Origin of the sequence: Devosia alba (genome assembly GCF_039938915.1) — a bacterium.
GTDB lineage: Bacteria > Pseudomonadota > Alphaproteobacteria > Rhizobiales > Devosiaceae > Devosia > Devosia alba.
Genome location: NZ_JBDUUI010000001.1, coordinates 31,807 through 47,444, shown reverse-complemented (window position 1 = coordinate 47,444; position 15,638 = coordinate 31,807). Strand labels below are relative to the sequence as shown.

The window sequence follows — 15,638 nt, the reverse complement described above, 5'->3', positions numbered from 1 at the left end:
GGACTGGGCGGCAGTCCGTTGCCGGCAGGCGGGCAAGCGCAACGACAACAGCGACAAGCAATGCCGCGAAACTAGAGGCCTCCATGGGCAGCGAAAAGCAGCAAAACCTACAAGATACCTTCCTCAATCACGTTCGCAAGCAGAAGGTGCCAGTCACCATTTTTCTGGTGAATGGCGTCAAGCTGCAGGGGGTGATCACCTGGTTTGACAATTTCTGTCTGCTACTGCGCCGCGACGCGCAGTCGCAGCTTGTCTACAAGCACGCCATCTCGACAATCATGCCAGGCGCGCCAATCCAGCTGTTCGATCCCGAGCAGCCTCAAGACAGTGACTAACGAGTTTACATGAACGAATTTGATGACGACGACGAGGCCGTCCAAAAGGGCGGCCCAAAGGCGTTTATTGACCAGCGCGACCGGCCGTTCCGCGTCGGCGTTGTGGTGCCTGATGTGCGGGGGCACTTCTCGCAGCATTCCATCGAGGCGCGTCAGGCCGAATTCGAGGGGCTGGCCGAGGCCATCGGGCTCGACATCATCTTTTCCGAGGTCATCAAGGTCCGCGAAATCAAGCCAGCGACCTTTATCGGCGGCGGCCATACCGAGACCCTGGCGGCGCGCGTCAAGGACGAGACAATTGATCTGCTGCTGGTTGATGCACAACTGACGCCGATCCAGCAGCGCAATCTCGAAACGGAAACCGGCGCCAAGGTGCTGGACCGGACCGGACTGATCCTGGAGATATTTGGCGACCGGGCCGCAACGCGTGAAGGCGTGCTGCAGGTCGAACTGGCCCATCTGAACTATCAGAAGGGCCGTCTCGTTCGCTCCTGGACGCACCTTGAACGCCAGCGCGGCAGCGGTGGCAGCGGCTTCATGGGTGGCCCGGGCGAGACGCAGATCGAAAGTGATCGGCGCCAGATCATGGACCGCATCGTGTTTCTTGAGGATCGGCTGGAGAAGGTCAAGAAGACCCGTATGCAGCAGCGTTCGCAACGCGAAGGTACGCCCATTGTCGCGCTGGTCGGCTATACCAATGCCGGAAAATCGAGCTTGTTCAATGCGTTGACGCGATCGGACGTGTTCGCCAAGGATTTGCTATTTGCCACGCTGGACACCACGGTGCGCAAGCTGGAACTGCCGCATGGCCGCGACGTCATGCTGAGCGATACGGTTGGCTTTGTCGCCGATTTGCCGACCGATCTGGTCGCAGCGTTCCGCGCCACGCTTGAGGAGGTGATCGACGCCGATGTGATCCTGCATGCCCGTGATGTCGCCAATCCGGACCATCTGGCACAGGCACTGGATGTTATCGGTGTGCTGGCCGATCTGGGTGTTTCGGCCGAAACCACGCCGATCATTGAGGTCTGGAACAAGATTGACCTGTTGGGACGGGACGATCTACCGCTTGAGGGCGCACTTGCCGGCATTACGCCGGTGGGCAAGGTTGCCGCCGTGGTGCCCGTATCAGCAGTGACGGGGCAGGGGATCGATGCCCTGTTGCTGGCCATTGAGACGGCATTGGGGGAGAAAAGCCGAACCTATCACGTGCAGGTGCCGCACAGCGCGGGTGGCGACATTGGCTGGCTGCACTCGCATACCGAGGTGATTTCGCGCGATGAACCCACCGAGGCCGGTACCGGTTTTGTGGTACGGGTGGAGCCGCGCCACAAGACGGCGTTTTTGGAGCGCTTCAACGGCCGGATCGATAGTTCAGACGCCTAGAGTATTTTGCCGCTGCGCTGAATCGCCAAATCGCTCCAGGCTCTTATTGGTCGCTTTTCCGAACCGGAAAAGTAGAGCTAGTTCTTGCTGAAAATGCTCTAAACCTTGTCGGCGGCCCGGATTTCGTTCCAGTAGCTGTCAAGGCGCGCCAGACCGGCATCTCTGGGTTCGATCCCATCTTCGCGGCACCGCGCCTCGACATGGTGAAAGCGCCGGTTGAACTTGAAGTTGGCGTCGCGCAGCGCCCCTTCGGCATCGACGCCTGCCTGCCGGGCCAGATTGGCGACAGCAAACAACAGGTCGCCAATCTCCTCGTGCAGCGCGGCCTGATCGCCACTGGTCTTGGCTTTGGCCACTTCGGCCAGTTCTTCGGCCACCTTGGCCTGTACCGAAGCGAAATCAGGCCAGTCAAAGCCAACCTTGGCCGCGCGTTTGGTGAGCTTTTCAGCCCGGGCCAGGGCCGGCAGGACGTGGGGCACGTCATCGAGCAGGGAAGGGGTCGCGTCGCCCTTGCGTGCGGCCTTGGCCGCCCGTTCTTCAACCTTGATGGCCTCCCAGCGTCCCTTGGCCATGGCTGCGCCCTGGGCCGCGTCTTGGCCAAACACGTGCGGATGGCGGCGGATCAGTTTCTCGGTAATGCCATAGATCACATCGCCAATATCGAAGTGGCCGGCCTCGCTTGCCATCTGGGCGTGGTAGATCGGCTGCAGCAGCAGATCGCCCAGTTCCTCGCGCAGATCGCCAAAATCCTGCCGTTCAATGGCGTCGGCAACTTCATAGGCTTCCTCGATGGTGTAGTGGCGAATACTGGAAAAATCCTGTTCCAGATCCCAGGGGCAGCCGCCATCCGGATCGCGCAGTGCGGCCATGATCTCGATCAGGCGGGAAATGTCGCGGGAGGGTTGCATGAGCGGGCTTTCGGACAAGGAGGATTCGGCGCTGGCAATGTAACCTGTTTCCCGCTGGCACAACGACAAACTTGCCGGGTTGAACGGGCAAAAACTGCCGCGCTGACGCGCTAAGCTGCTCATGGTGCTGGTTTAATGCCGGTTTTGCGGGCTTCTGAGTTGGCCCGGCGCTTGCATGGTGACGCACATTGCTGGCCATGGGAGCGATGGGCATGACAAGTGTAGGATCTGGCGGCGCCGTTGGGGCAGGGTTGCTGAACCGGCTTTTTCAGCTGGTGGACAAGGACAAGAGCAGCACGGTTTCAGGTGACGAATTGTCTGCCGTGCTGGATTCGATCGGCCAGGGGCAGAAGTCGTCCGCCATTCTGGCCACGCATGACAGTGGCGGCGACGGCGCGCTGTCGGCGACGGAATGGCCCGACAAACTGGTCTCCGACGAGAATTTGGGGCAGTTGCTGAGCCTGCAGGATCTGCGGGACATGAAACTCCTGAGTCCGGCCGAACGTCAGCAGCAGGCCGATACCCTCAAGCAGGAGTATTTCAGCCGCGTCGACGCCGATGATAATGGGGTGCTGAGTGGCGACGAGGTCGAGGCCGACCGCGTGCTGAACCTGGCCAGGGTGCTCGATGGCGGTGCGCTGCCCAATAGCTTGGTGATGTTCCGGCCCGGTGCCGACCGCAATGCGCTGACGTTGGACGACATCACGGTGGGCCAGCGGATCGACCCGACGATGCTCAAGGTCACCGAACCCAGCGCTGAGCTCAAAGCCAGAATTGCCACCATGCGCGCCAGGATGGCGCAGATGCAGGATGGCGCAGACACGGCGACTGAAACAGCGGCGGCGGACAACCAGCCGCTGACGGCGGAAGGGCAGACCGAGAAGGTCAAGACGGCGAGTCTGTCGCACGCGCTGATCACGCGGCTCATCGCCCAGTTCGGCACCCAGGGCATGGCAGGGACAGCCAGCACTGATTTCTCGGCCTGACAGGGGCGACAGCGGCAAAGTTGGCAGGCAGTTTTGCTATCTCCGTCATTCGCATAATATATATTATGGAACTTTTTGATGTATCAAACTGGCCAAAGCGCAGGGATTTTGCATCAGTTGTAGCGCGGGCCCGGTAAATGTACGAATCCGATGGACAGTTTTGACCGTTTGGTCAAAACTCTTCGATAGCAAGATATTGCGTCGCTGACTGAGGAGGAAGATGTGCGCTTCGGATACAAGGCTTCGGCCGAACAATTCGCGCCCAACGCTTTGCTCAAATTCGCCATCGAAGCCGAACAGGCCGGGTTCGACTCGGTATTTGTCAGCGACCATTTCCAGCCGTGGAAACACACGGACGGTCATGCCCCGTTTGCGCCCGCCTGGATCGCTGCCGTACTGGCCAAGACAGAGCGTATCGTTGTTGGTACCTCGGTGCTGACGCCGACCTTCCGGCTGCATCCCTCCGTCGTCGCGCACGCCTTTGGCACATTGGGCTCGATGTTTCCCGGTCGGGTCATTCTGGGTGTGGGTACCGGCGAGTCGCTCAATGAGGTGCCATCCACCGGCATGGTCTGGCCAGAACTCAAGGAGCGTTCGGCGCGGCTGCGCGAAGCTGTAACCTTGATCCGCCGACTCTGGAGTGAAGATCGGGTGACGTTCGAGGGCGAATTCTACAAGACGCAAAACGCCACGATCTACGACAAGCCCGACGAAATGGTGCCGATCTATCTGGCGGCCGGCGGCCCACTCAATGCCAAATATGCCGGTCGCGCCGGCGACGGCTTCATCTGCACCTCCGGCAAAGGGGCCGAGCTCTATGTCGACCAGCTGCTTCCCAATGTGCTGGCCGGTCGGGCAGAATCAGCCTTAGCGGACAAGCCGTTCGAGCGGATGATTGAGGTGAAGGTCTCGTTCGATACCGATGCGGAGGCAGCGCTGAACAATACGCGCGGCTGGGCCGCGTTGTCGCTGACCGCCGAGGAAAAGCACTCGATCGACGATCCGGCGGAAATGGAGCGTCTGGCCGCGGAATTGCCAATCGAGCGCATTGCCAAGCGCTGGATCGTCTCGAGCGATCCCGACGAGCATGTGCGGGCAATCAAGAGCTATATGGATTACGGGTTCGACCATCTGGTATTTCACGCGCCCGGTGATGACCAAAGTCGGTTCCTGGCCCTGTACGCCAAGGAAATTCTGCCGCGACTGCGGGCCCTGGCTGCGGCCGGGCAGTAGCCCCCTACTCCCAGATATGGACGGAAGCGATGAGAGTGCCGCGATATTCGGTGTGGGGTATCACCGGGATCCCCGAAATTGACGCAGGCGACGACCTGGTGGCGCTGATCGCCGACGCAGTTGCGGCGCAGGCCGTCGATGATGCCAGTGCAGCGATTGAGGATGGCGATATTCTGGTGGTGACCAGCAAGATTGTCTCCAAGGCCGAAGGTTGCCAGTTTTCTGCTGCGGACCGTGACAAGGCGATTGCTGCGGAGACTGTGCGCGTCGTGGCGGAGCGCGTGCATCCGGGCGGTGTGACGCAGATCGTGGAGACCCGGCATGGCTTGATCATGGCGGCAGCGGGCATCGATACCTCCAATGTGCCCGATGGTATCGCGCTGCGACTGCCCGATGATCCCGACGCGTCGGCGCGGCGCCTGTGCACTGGCCTGCGCGAGCGGTTCGGCGTTCGGCTTGGCATCGTCATCACCGACACGTTCGGCCGGCCATGGCGGGTTGGACAGACAGATGTGGCCATTGGGGCCGCCGGGGTCATCGTCACCGACGACATGCGTGGCGGGGTTGATGCCAATGGGCGGCCTTTGCAGGTCACGATAACGGTGCTGGCCGATGAACTGGCGGGGGCTGCCGATCTGGTCAAGGGCAAGGCCAGCGGCATTCCGGTGGCCGTGGTGCGCGGCCTCGGTCGGCTGGTAGCGGGCCCCGATGCGCCCGGTGCGCGCACACTGGTCCGCTCCGTCGATGACGACATGTTCCGCTTTGGCTCGGCTGAAGCCTATCGATTGGGCTATGACGCCGCGCTCGCCGAGATGCGCGATGGCGGTCAGACTCCATCCCCCCGCGTCAAGCAGAAGCAGGATTGATCCATGCGTGTCTCTTCCATTCTCGCCGTGCTTGCTGGCCTGGGGCTGTCGGCGTCGCCCGTATCGGCGCAAACCAGCTATCCCTTGCGCATCGATAATTGCGGGGTTCCGCTGGTGTTCGACGCAGCGCCGGCCCGCGTGGTGGCGATCAAGTCGACAGCCGCGGAAATGCTGCTGGCGCTGGGCCTGGGCGACAGAATCGTTGGCGTCGGCTTTCAGGATGGCCCCGTGCCGGAGCCGTGGGCGGCGGCAGGCGCCAGTCTGCCAGTGCTCGCCGAAAAACTGCCATCCCAGGAAGTGGTGCTCGAAGTGGAGCCCGACTTTGTCTATGGCGGCTGGGAAAGCAATTTCGCGGCCGATGGCGCCGGCGAACGCGCCGGTCTGGCGGCCCTGGGCGTGGCCAGCTATGTCTCGCCGCCGGCCTGCCGCTCGGTCGCACCGGAGCCGCTGGATTTTGAGGACCTGTTTGCCGATATCGCCGAGATGGGCATGATTTTCGATGTCTCGACTTCTGCCGATCTGCTGATTGCCGAACAGCAAGCGGCGCTGGACGCCATTGTGCCCGATGGCCGTGGGCTGACGGCGCTGTGGTACTCGTCGGGGACCAAGACACCCTATGTCGGAGCCGGCAGCAATGGACCGGCGATGATGATGGACGCGCTGGGGCTCGACAACATCATGGGCGCTGTAGACGACGGCTGGGTTTCGGCCAGTTGGGAAGCCATAGTCGACGCCAACCCGGACGTGATCATTCTGGTTGATGCGGCCTGGAACTCGGTGGCGCAAAAAAAGCAGTTGCTGGCGGAGAACCCGATCACCAGCCAGCTTGATGCCGTGATCAACCAGCGTTTTCTGGTGGTGCCGTTCCCGGCATCAGAAGCCGGTGTGCGCAATGTGGGCGCCACGGCTGACATGGCGGCCCAATTGGCGGCGCTGGCCTTCGATAAATGACGCCGGGCCGCGGCCCACAATTTGTGCTTGGCCTCGGCTTGTGGGCCTTGCTGCTGGGCAGTGTCATTGTGGCGGTGACCTTTGGTCCCGCCGACATTGCGCCCACCGAAGTGTGGCTGACCATCGCGCATCACCTTGGCTTGCCGTTTGAGACGTCAGTAACGCGGTTGCGCGATGCCATTATCTGGGAACTGCGCCTGCCCCGCGTTCTGGTGGCGGCCGGCATTGGCGCCGGATTGGCGCTGTGTGGCGCCATCATGCAGGCGCTGACGCGCAATCCACTGGCCGATCCCTATCTGCTGGGTCTGTCGTCGGGCGCCTCATTTGGCGCCGTGGCGTTTCTGCTCGCCGGTGCGGCCCTGTTGATGCCCATCGGGGCGTTTTTCGGTGCCGGTGTGGCGATGGCGCTGACGCTGCTGGTGACGCGGCTGCTGGGCGGCGCAACGCCGTCACGCGCCATTCTGGCCGGCATTGCGGTGTCGGCACTGGCGGCGGCGGCCACCTCTTTCCTGATCTTCTGGTCGGCAACCGGCGACTCCTATCGTGAAATCCTGAGCTGGCTGATGGGTTCGCTGAGCGGCACCGGCTGGGCTGATGCAGGCATCGTGCTGAGCGCGGTGCTGCTGCTGGGGGTGCCGATGCTGTTGGCCGGTCGCGCGCTGGATGCTTTTGCATTTGGCGACGCGGCGGCGGCGACACTGGGGATTGATGTCGCAAAACTGCGCTGGGCGCTGCTGGGTGCAACAGCGCTGCTGACCGGGGCGCTGGTGGCAGTTGGCGGCGCGATTGGCTTTGTGGGCCTGATCATTCCGCATGTGGTGCGGTTGGGGACCGGATCGCGCCATCGCCTGCTGCTGCCGGTGGCGATGTTGGTGGGCGCCTGTTTCATGGTGTGGACCGATACGGCGGCACGCAGCCTGTTTTCGCCCCGCGAACTGCCGGTGGGGATTATCACTGCCCTGCTGGGGGCGCCGATCTTCCTGCTGGTGCTGTTGCGCTATCGGCGGGTGACATGAGCACTGGTCTGCGGTTTGACGCCGTGCGGGTCTGCGCCGGCCAGAGCACGCTGCTCGACGGGGTCAGCTGCCGCGCCCATGCCGGCCGCTTGACCGGCCTGATTGGCCCCAATGGTGCGGGAAAATCGACGCTGATGCGGGCTGCGCTTGGCCTGGTGCCGCTGGCCGATGGCCGCATCAGCTTTGACGGACAGGATTTGCCCGGCATGCCGCGACGGGCGCGAGCGCAGATGAGCGCCTTTGTTGAACAGAGTGGCAGCGCCGAGGTGCATTTGGGCGCCCGCGAAGTGGTGGCGCTGGGCCGCATTCCATTTCAGTCGGTCTGGCAATCGGTGCCGTCGCCCGATGACGATGCCGCGGTCGACACGGCGCTTGCCGCTGTGGGCATGAGCGGCTTTGCAGAACGGCACTACCATACGCTGTCGGGCGGCGAGCAGCAGCGGCTGCAGGTGGCGCGGGCGCTGGCCCAGCAACCTAGGTTGCTGATTCTGGATGAGCCGACCAATCATCTGGATGTGCACGCGCAATTGAGCATTCTGGGTCTATTGCGGCGGCTGGCGCAATCGGGCGCCACGGTGTTGCTGGCGCTGCATGATCTGAACCTGGCGGCGGCGTTTTGCGATGATCTGGTGGTGTTGCACCACGGCCGCCTCGTCGCAGAGGGTGCGCCGGAGGCCGTGTTGACCCCTGCCCTGCTGCGCGATGTCTATGCGGTCGAGGCCAGTCTACTGCGCCATCCGGGCACCGGCCGGCCGATGATTGCCTATGATGTGCCGCCCGAATGAGGGACAGGACGCAAAGATGATTGACATTAAGTCCGGGCCCGACCAAATTTTGATCAGCTGGTCAAATATCTGACCGGACGGCAGGCGGAGGGCTTTATGGAATTCGGCATCACTTTCAAGGGTTTCATTGAGCCTGAGCGCGCGCGGTATCTGGTCCGGGCTGCAGAATACGCCGGTTTCACCTATTGCTGGTTCTACGACTCCCACATTCTCTGGCGCGATTGCTACGCCGCCATTGCCATGTGCATGGAACACACCACCGATATGCGGTTTGGCCCGCTGGTAACCAATCCGGACGTGCGCGACTGGTCGGTGGCGGCCTCGCTCTTCGGTTCGCTGTCCAAGCAGAGCGGCGGCCGCTTTGATCTGGCCGTCGGGCGTGGCGACAGTTCACGCCGCGTGATGGGCAAGAAGCCGGCAACGCTGGCGCGCGTTGCCGAGTTCATCGACAAGACTCGCGCCATGGTGCGCGGCGAGGCCGTCACCTATGACGACATCGCCGAGCCCGTAAAATTCCCTTGGGCCGTTGGGCATGACATGCCCAGCTGGATTGCCGCCTATGGCCCGCTGGCGCTGAAGACTGCCGGGCAGAGCGCCGACGGCGTGGTGTTGCAACTGGCCGACCCGGGCCTGTGCAAATGGTTCACCGATCAGTGCCTTGACGCTGGCAAGGCAGCTGGTCGCGACATGAGCAATTATCGTTCCATGGCCGCGGCGCCGGCCTATTTCGGCGACAAGGCGCGCGCCATTGAAGCCACCAAGTGGTTCCCGGCCATGGTGGGCAATCATGTCGCTGATATTGTTGAGAAATACGGTGCAGACAGCGATCAGGTGCCGGAAAGCCTGACCAGCTATATCGAAAAACGCCGCGGTTACGACTACTCCAAGCATGGCCAGGCCGATAACCCGTTCCTCGATTTCATCACGCCCGAGGTGGTAGAGAATTTCTGCGTGCTGGGCGAGCCCGATGAGCACATCGCCAAGATGCACGCGCTCAAGGCAGCTGGCATCACCCAGTTCAACATCTATCTCGATAGTGGTGACGAGGAAGAGATCATTGCCGGTTACGGTCGGCATGTGATCCCGGCATTCCGTTAAGCGGCGAAAGCCTCAGCGATTGAGGATGGTGCCGGTCACCACATCTATCCTCATGCCATCAAACGCCGGCGTTATGTGCGCCGGCGTTTCTGCGTCGAGCCGGGCATAATCAAGATCGATATGCAGATCGGTCAGCACGGCCTGGCGGGGGGCGAAGCGGTCGATCCAGTCCAGCGTTTCTGGCAGGCTGAGATGGCTCGGGTGCGGCGTGCGGCGCAGGGCATCGATGATCCACAGGTCCAGCCCGGAAATGGCGGCGAAAGACGCTGGGGGGAAGCCGGAGAGATCGCAGCAATAGGCAAGATTGCCGACACGGAAGCCCAGCGAGGTGATGTCGCCGTGCTCCTGCTCAAATACGGTAACCTCCAACTGCCCGCCTGGACCGTTGATGCTGAGTATCTCGCCTGCTGCGATGATGTGGGCATTCAGGATCGGTGGATAGCTGCTCCCTGCCGGGCTTTCAAAACAGTATCCGAACGCCGCCCGGAGCCGATCGCCGGTGAAGGCGTCGGAATAGACGTCGACCCGCTGGCGATTGTGCAGCGCCAGCACCCGCAAATCATCAATGCCATGCGTGTGGTCGGCGTGTTCGTGCGTGTAGAGCACGGCATCGACGCGGTCGACCTGGGCATCGAGCAATTGCTCGCGCAGGTCACAGCCGGTGTCGATCAGGATGCGTGTCGGTTCCGGGCTGCCATCGGACCATGCTTCGATCAGCAACGAACAGCGGCGGCGGCGATTGCGCGGTTCGGCGGAGTCGCAGTCGCCCCAGTCATTGCCGATGCGTGGCACCCCGCCCGACGAGCCGCAGCCCAAAATGGTGGCGATAATTCTCTGGGCGGCCGGCATGGGTCAGGCCAGCCCGGTCTTGGCAAACAGCCGGGCGAAATTGGCCGTGGTCTCGGCGCCGAGCTGTTCGAGGCTGATGCCGCGCACTTCGGCCAGTTTCTCGGCCGTATGGCGCACGAAGCTGGGTTCGTTGGACTGGCCGCGATGCGGGATCGGCGCCAGATAAGGCGCGTCAGTTTCAACCAGATATCGGTCGGCGGGGACGAATTTGGCGACGTCGCGGATCTCTTCGGCGTTCTTGAAGGTAATGATGCCGGAAAACGAGATGGACCCGCCCAGATCAAGCGCGGTGCGGGCCAGCACCGTGCCGGCGGTGAAGCAGTGCAGCAGAAAGGGGAAGGCCCCCTGCCCGGCTTCTTCGGTGAGGATCGCGGCCATGTCATCATCGCAAGAGCGGCTGTGGATAACCAGTGGAAGACCGGTGATGCGGGCGGCAGCAATGTGGCGGCGCAGACCCGTTGCCTGCGCCTCGCGTGGCGCGTTGTCGTAGAAATAGTCCAGCCCGGCTTCGCCAATGGCAACGCAGCGCGGATGGGCACTTAGCCGGACAAGTTCATCCGTCGTGATATGCAGTTCTTCATCGGCATGGTGCGGATGGGTGCCCACCGAACACCACACATTGTCGAAGCGCTCGGCAATGGCGGTGTATGTGGAGAACTTTTCCACATGTGTGGATATCGTCACCATGCCGGTGACCCCGGCAGCAGCGGCGCGGGACATCACCCCGTCAATATCATTGGCCAGCGCTTCAAAATCGAGGTGGCAATGGCTGTCGATCAGCATTGGTTATTCCACCTTGCGCTCGATGCGGGCAAACACCCCCTGCGGCACCGGCAGCTCGGCACCAGGCTGCAGGCCTGCCGGAATTTTGCTGTCCGCAAGCAGGCGGCTCTCTGCGGCAATGCCGAGCTGGTCAAGCAGGCGCGCCGCTGACTCTGGCACAAAGGCCAGCATGGGAATGGCCAGGCGACGGACCGTATCCGCCGTGACGTAGAGGACGGTCGCCATCCGCGCGGGATCGGTCTTTTTGAGCGCCCAGGGTTCCTGAGCGGCGAAATAGGTATTAGCAGAGGCGAGTGCGGCGATGATGACGCCGCTGGCCTCATGCACAAGTTGCTGATCCATCGCCTGTTGAGCGGCGGCGATCGCCTCGCCAACTTCGGCGATGATGGCGTCGTCCGCTTCGGTCAGCGGGCCCGGTGTGGGCACCTTGCCGTCGCAATTCTTGTTGATCATCGACAGCGAGCGCTGTGCCAGATTGCCCAGATTGTTGGCGAGGTCGGCGTTGACCCGGTTGACCAGCTTGTCGCGGCTGTAGTCGCCGTCATTGCCGAACGAGACTTCGCGCAGCAGGAAATAGCGCAGCGCATCGGCGCCGAACTCCTCGATCAGCGTGAACGGGTCGATGACATTGCCCAGCGACTTGCTCATCTTGTGGCCATCCACGGTCAAAAAACCATGGGCGAAGACGCGATGGGGCACCTCGATGCCGGCGCTCATCAGGAAGGCGGGCCAATAGACGGTGTGGAAGCGGATGATGTCCTTGCCGATGACATGCAGATCGGCGGGCCAGAACTTCTTGAACAGGTCCGCAGCTTCATCGGGATAGCCCAGTCCGCTGATGTAATTGGTCAGCGCATCGACCCAGACATACATCACATGACCGGGCGCATCCGGCACCGGAATGCCCCAATCGAAGGTGGTGCGCGAGATCGACAGGTCGTTCAGCCCGCCCTTGACGAAGGAAATCACCTCATTGCGGCGTTCCTTGGGGGCGATGAAGTCGGGATTGGACTCGTAGAGCGCGAGCAACTTGTCCTGATAGGCCGAGAGGCGGAAGAAATAGGTTGGCTCTTCCACCCACTCAACCTCGGCCCCCGAAGGGGCGAAGCGCTTGCCGTCCTTTTCGGTCAGCTCGTCTTCGTCGAAATAGGCCTCATCGCGCACCGAGTACCAGCCCTTGTAGGTGGACTGGAAGATATCGCCATTGTGGTTGGCGGCCATCTTCTTCCAGATGCCCTGGCTGGATTCGTGGTGGCGCTGTTCGGTGGTGCGGATGAAATCGTCATTGGAGATGTTGAGTGCTGCCGCCAGCTTCTTGAACTCGGCCGCATTGCGATCGGCCAGTTCGCGCGGGGTGATGCCCTGCGCCATGGCGGTCTGCACCATCTTGATGCCGTGCTCGTCCGTCCCGGTGAGGAAATACACCTCACGCCCCTCGAGCCGCTTAAAGCGGGCAATCGCATCGGTGGCGATCATCTCGTAGGCGTGGCCGATATGGGGCGCGCCATTGGGATAGGAAATCGCGGTCGTGACGTAGAAGGGCTTGGAGGTCATAGGGTCTCGGCGGAAACGGGGATGGTCGTCGATACGTGCTTGCGGATCGCGTCGAAGATGACGATCAGGGTCTGTTTCATGTCCAGATTGATGGCATCAGCATCGGCAAATAGGCTGTGCGCCTTGTCCCATAGCTCATTGGCCGAGGCAAGGCGCATCCGCGCCCCGGGCTGCAGGGCGGCATTGCGGGCCTCATCGGCGATCCAGTCGTCGAGCATTTCACGGGCAAAGGACAACTCGGGGCTCTGGCTGTCCGAACCGAGCGCTTCGGCGAGCTTGATTGCGACCCCGGCGGCGTGTTGGCCGGGACTGGCGAGCCAGGTCTGGAGCGCGCCGAGCGCGGAGTCCGGTTCGAGCGCCAACGTCTCAAACGCCCGGCGCGGGCGTCCACCGGCCAGGGCAATGGCGCGGTCGAGCGCGGCGGCGCCAAGGCCGGGATCATGCTCGGTCAGCACGGCACGGACGTCATCTCCCGCAATCGGGCGCAGCGCCAGATTGTGGCAGCGCGACTTGATGGTGGGCAGCAATTGGCCGGGCCGGTGCGAAATCAACAGGAAGGTGGTATCGGCCGGCGGCTCTTCGAGCGTCTTGAGCAGGGCATTGGCGGCCGATGGATTGCAGTCATCAATACTGTCGATGATGGCGACGCGGTGCCCTGCCCGGCCCCGTGTGTGGTGCAGCCCGTCGCGCAACTGGCGCACATCCTCGACACGGATGACGGTATAATAGCTCTTGGCGTCCTTGGGACGGCGGCGCAGCAACGAGACATTGGGATGGGACAGCGCGGCGATCTGTTCCTCGACGCGATGGGCGTCCTCATCGCCGGTGGCCGTCAGAATGGCAGCGGTCATTTCGAAGGCGAAGGTGGCCTTGCCGATGCCCATCGGGCCGTGCAGCAGAATGGCGCCGGGTAGCCGGCGGCTGGCGATCTGGCTGGCGATCCCTGCACGGGCGGCCGCGTGCCCCCGGGCCTGCTGGCGGCGCTCGGGTGGGGCCAGGCCTTCAAGTGCATTGGGGTCGGTCACGCTTGAGATCCGCGAAGCAACTCGGGAAAGCGCTGGCGGACCACCTCCCAGATCGCGGCTTCCAGCGCGTCTTCATGCTGGGCCGCCGAAATCACGACGCAGCGCTCGGGATTATTACGGGCAATGGCCAGGAAGCCATCGCGCAACCTTATGTGCCAGTCGAGTTCCTCTTTCTCAAAGCGATCGCCGGTCAGAGCCAGCCCGTCTTCGACGGCCCGGTCAGCGACGCGCTTGAACGCGGCCACCGGGTCCATATCCAGCATAATCGTCAGATCGGGGGCGTGACCATCAAGGGCCAGGCTCTCCAGCGCATCGATCAGCTTGTCGTCGACACCACCGGTCAGCCCCTGATAGGCACGTGTGGAGTCATGGAAACGGTCGGACAGCACCCAGGTGCCGTTCGCCAGATTTGGCGCGATGAGCTGATTGACGTGATCGAGGCGCGCGGCGGCAAACAACACCGCCTCGGCCCCTGCCCCCCAGCTTTCCGAGCGTCCCTGCAGGATGAAGGAGCGGATGGCTTCGGCCTTTGGCGTACCGCCGGGCTCGCGCGTGCGCACCACCTCAATGGCGTGCCGCTGCAGGTTTTGCAGCAGCCGTTTGACCTGGGTGGATTTGCCGACGCCTTCACCACCTTCGAAGGTGATGAAGCGGGCACGATTGGCTTTGGGCGCTTCGAGCATGATGAGCGTTGTATCCGAGTCTCAGAGCCAGCCAAGGGCCAGTTGTCGCAAAGCGTCTGCAGCCTTGCGGGTAATACCCCCTTCGCCGACGGTTTCAGCGGCATAGAGCGGCGCCACTTGTACCAGTCGATCGTCGCAGAAGACACGCAGTTCGGCGATCTGGTCACCGGCATTGACCGGTGGCAGCAGCGGCGCGTCATAGCGCACTTCGGCGCTGAGGCACTTGCGCGAGCCACGCGGCAGATAAAGCGCAACTTCGCCATTACCGATCAGCCCGACGCTGCCCGATTCACCGCCATAGACATTGGCGTAGGCGACAATGGCGCCATCGGCATAGGCCGCCACACGTTCAAAGGCCCGGGCACCCCAGGTGATCAGCTTGCGCCCTTCTTCGGTGCGTTCCGACATGGAGGTCAGGCCATGGATGACGGCGATCAGGCGGCGGCCACCCTCCTTGGTCGAGATCACCGAGCCATAACCCGCGGCTTCGGTGTGTCCGGTCTTGAGACCATCCACGCCGATACCCAGCTCAACCAGCGAGTTGCGGTTGGATTGCTTGATGCCATTCCACTCCATCTCGGGTTCGGAGAAGTAGTGGTAGTATTGCGGGAATTCACGGATCAGATAGCGCGCCAGATCCGCCAGGTCGCGCGCGGTGACCCGCATTTCCAGGTCAGGCAGACCAGCGGGATTGGTGAAGTGTGAGCCGGTCAGGCCAATATCCTCACCCAGTTCATTCATCATGGCGGCAAAGCTGGCTTCCGAGCCGGCAATGCCTTCAGCCAGAATGATGGAGGCGTCATTGCCCGACTGGATGATGACCGAGCGGACCAGGTCTTCGACCGAGATCTTGGAGTTGAGTTCGGCGAACATGGTCGAGCCGCCCGACGCAGCGCCGCCCGTGCGCCAGGCATGTTCGGAGACAAAGAACTCATCGCTGAGGCTGACGCGACCGAGACGGATTTCGTTGAAGACCACGGCAATGGTCATCAGTTTGGCCATGCTGGCCGGCTCCATGGGGAGGTCCGCGTCCTTCTGGAAGATGACCGTGCCGGTCTCCTGATCCATCAGAATGGCGAATTTGGCCTTGGTATCGAAATTGGCCTGCGCCCAGGCAGGCGCAGCCAGCGCCAGCACTATTGCCAGAATGTACCCGAGCCGTTTCACGCGCACTACCTCT

Annotated in this window: 16 protein-coding genes; 9 read left to right on the top strand and 7 right to left on the bottom strand. The window is 62.5% G+C overall.

The window, feature by feature from the left end:
• Nucleotides 1-83: 83 nt before the first annotated feature.
• Nucleotides 84-335 (top strand): RNA chaperone Hfq, encoded by a 252-nt coding sequence (gene hfq / locus ABFY71_RS00220; RefSeq protein WP_305579772.1) that lies wholly within the window; start codon nucleotides 84-86, stop codon nucleotides 333-335.
• A gap of 9 nt (nucleotides 336-344) precedes the next feature.
• Nucleotides 345-1,721 carry a GTPase HflX gene (gene hflX / locus ABFY71_RS00215; RefSeq protein WP_347944176.1) on the top strand — a complete coding sequence of 459 codons (1,377 nt, stop codon included), beginning with the start codon at nucleotides 345-347 and terminating at the stop codon, nucleotides 1,719-1,721.
• Between the two features lie 98 nt (nucleotides 1,722-1,819).
• Here the strand turns inward: hflX and mazG are convergent, their stop codons facing one another.
• Nucleotides 1,820-2,629 (bottom strand): nucleoside triphosphate pyrophosphohydrolase, encoded by an 810-nt coding sequence (gene mazG, locus ABFY71_RS00210; RefSeq protein ID WP_347944175.1) that lies wholly within the window; start codon nucleotides 2,627-2,629, stop codon nucleotides 1,820-1,822.
• A gap of 212 nt (nucleotides 2,630-2,841) precedes the next feature.
• On the opposite strand from mazG, the gene ABFY71_RS00205 reads away from it, so the two are divergent.
• The 7 genes from ABFY71_RS00205 to ABFY71_RS00175 all read left to right on the top strand — a co-directional run bounded on the left by ABFY71_RS00205 (nucleotide 2,842) and on the right by ABFY71_RS00175 (nucleotide 9,564).
• The gene (locus ABFY71_RS00205; RefSeq protein WP_347944174.1) at nucleotides 2,842-3,615 is read left to right on the top strand and encodes a hypothetical protein; all 774 of its coding nucleotides are present in this window, start codon (nucleotides 2,842-2,844) and stop codon (nucleotides 3,613-3,615) included.
• Nucleotides 3,616-3,837: 222 nt separating this feature from the next.
• The gene (gene fgd / locus ABFY71_RS00200) at nucleotides 3,838-4,848 is read left to right on the top strand and encodes a glucose-6-phosphate dehydrogenase (coenzyme-F420) (RefSeq protein WP_347944173.1); all 1,011 of its coding nucleotides are present in this window, start codon (nucleotides 3,838-3,840) and stop codon (nucleotides 4,846-4,848) included.
• A gap of 29 nt (nucleotides 4,849-4,877) precedes the next feature.
• Nucleotides 4,878-5,714 carry a coenzyme F420-0:L-glutamate ligase gene (gene cofE, locus ABFY71_RS00195; protein WP_347944172.1) on the top strand — a complete coding sequence of 279 codons (837 nt, stop codon included), beginning with the start codon at nucleotides 4,878-4,880 and terminating at the stop codon, nucleotides 5,712-5,714.
• A gap of 3 nt (nucleotides 5,715-5,717) precedes the next feature.
• A complete protein-coding gene (locus tag ABFY71_RS00190) occupies nucleotides 5,718-6,665 on the top strand; it encodes a putative F420-0 ABC transporter substrate-binding protein (RefSeq protein WP_347944171.1) in 948 nt (315 codons plus the stop codon).
• Nucleotides 6,662-7,681, top strand: coding sequence for a putative F420-0 ABC transporter permease subunit (locus tag ABFY71_RS00185; protein ID WP_347944170.1), 1,020 nt, complete (start codon nucleotides 6,662-6,664; stop codon nucleotides 7,679-7,681). The genes ABFY71_RS00190 and ABFY71_RS00185 overlap by 4 nt, the downstream gene beginning before the upstream one ends.
• Nucleotides 7,678-8,466, top strand: coding sequence for an ABC transporter ATP-binding protein (locus tag ABFY71_RS00180; RefSeq protein WP_347944169.1), 789 nt, complete (start codon nucleotides 7,678-7,680; stop codon nucleotides 8,464-8,466). The genes ABFY71_RS00185 and ABFY71_RS00180 overlap by 4 nt, the downstream gene beginning before the upstream one ends.
• Nucleotides 8,467-8,562: 96 nt before the next feature.
• Nucleotides 8,563-9,564 carry a TIGR03842 family LLM class F420-dependent oxidoreductase gene (locus ABFY71_RS00175; protein WP_347944168.1) on the top strand — a complete coding sequence of 334 codons (1,002 nt, stop codon included), beginning with the start codon at nucleotides 8,563-8,565 and terminating at the stop codon, nucleotides 9,562-9,564.
• 12 nt (nucleotides 9,565-9,576) lie between these two features.
• Here ABFY71_RS00175 and ABFY71_RS00170 read toward each other — a convergent pair whose 3' ends face one another.
• The 6 genes from ABFY71_RS00170 to ABFY71_RS00145 are packed head-to-tail and all read right to left on the bottom strand — an operon-like array spanning nucleotide 9,577 to nucleotide 15,625.
• Nucleotides 9,577-10,413 carry an MBL fold metallo-hydrolase gene (locus ABFY71_RS00170; RefSeq protein WP_347944167.1) on the bottom strand — a complete coding sequence of 279 codons (837 nt, stop codon included), beginning with the start codon at nucleotides 10,411-10,413 and terminating at the stop codon, nucleotides 9,577-9,579.
• A gap of 3 nt (nucleotides 10,414-10,416) precedes the next feature.
• Nucleotides 10,417-11,196 (bottom strand): TatD family hydrolase, encoded by a 780-nt coding sequence (locus tag ABFY71_RS00165; protein ID WP_347944166.1) that lies wholly within the window; start codon nucleotides 11,194-11,196, stop codon nucleotides 10,417-10,419.
• A 3-nt stretch (nucleotides 11,197-11,199) separates the two neighbouring features.
• On the bottom strand, nucleotides 11,200-12,750 hold the full coding sequence (gene metG, locus ABFY71_RS00160) for a methionine--tRNA ligase (protein WP_347944165.1): 1,551 nt from the start codon (nucleotides 12,748-12,750) through the stop codon (nucleotides 11,200-11,202).
• Nucleotides 12,747-13,775, bottom strand: a complete 1,029-nt coding sequence (locus ABFY71_RS00155) for an AAA family ATPase (RefSeq protein ID WP_347944164.1) — start codon at nucleotides 13,773-13,775, stop codon at nucleotides 12,747-12,749. Before ABFY71_RS00155 ends, metG begins: the two co-directional genes overlap by 4 nt.
• Entirely contained in the window at nucleotides 13,772-14,458 is a 687-nt protein-coding gene (gene tmk / locus ABFY71_RS00150) for a dTMP kinase (protein ID WP_305580957.1), read from the bottom strand. Before tmk ends, ABFY71_RS00155 begins: the two co-directional genes overlap by 4 nt.
• A 21-nt stretch (nucleotides 14,459-14,479) precedes the next feature.
• A complete protein-coding gene (locus ABFY71_RS00145; RefSeq protein ID WP_347944163.1) occupies nucleotides 14,480-15,625 on the bottom strand; it encodes a D-alanyl-D-alanine carboxypeptidase family protein in 1,146 nt (381 codons plus the stop codon).
• Nucleotides 15,626-15,638 lie beyond the last annotated feature (13 nt).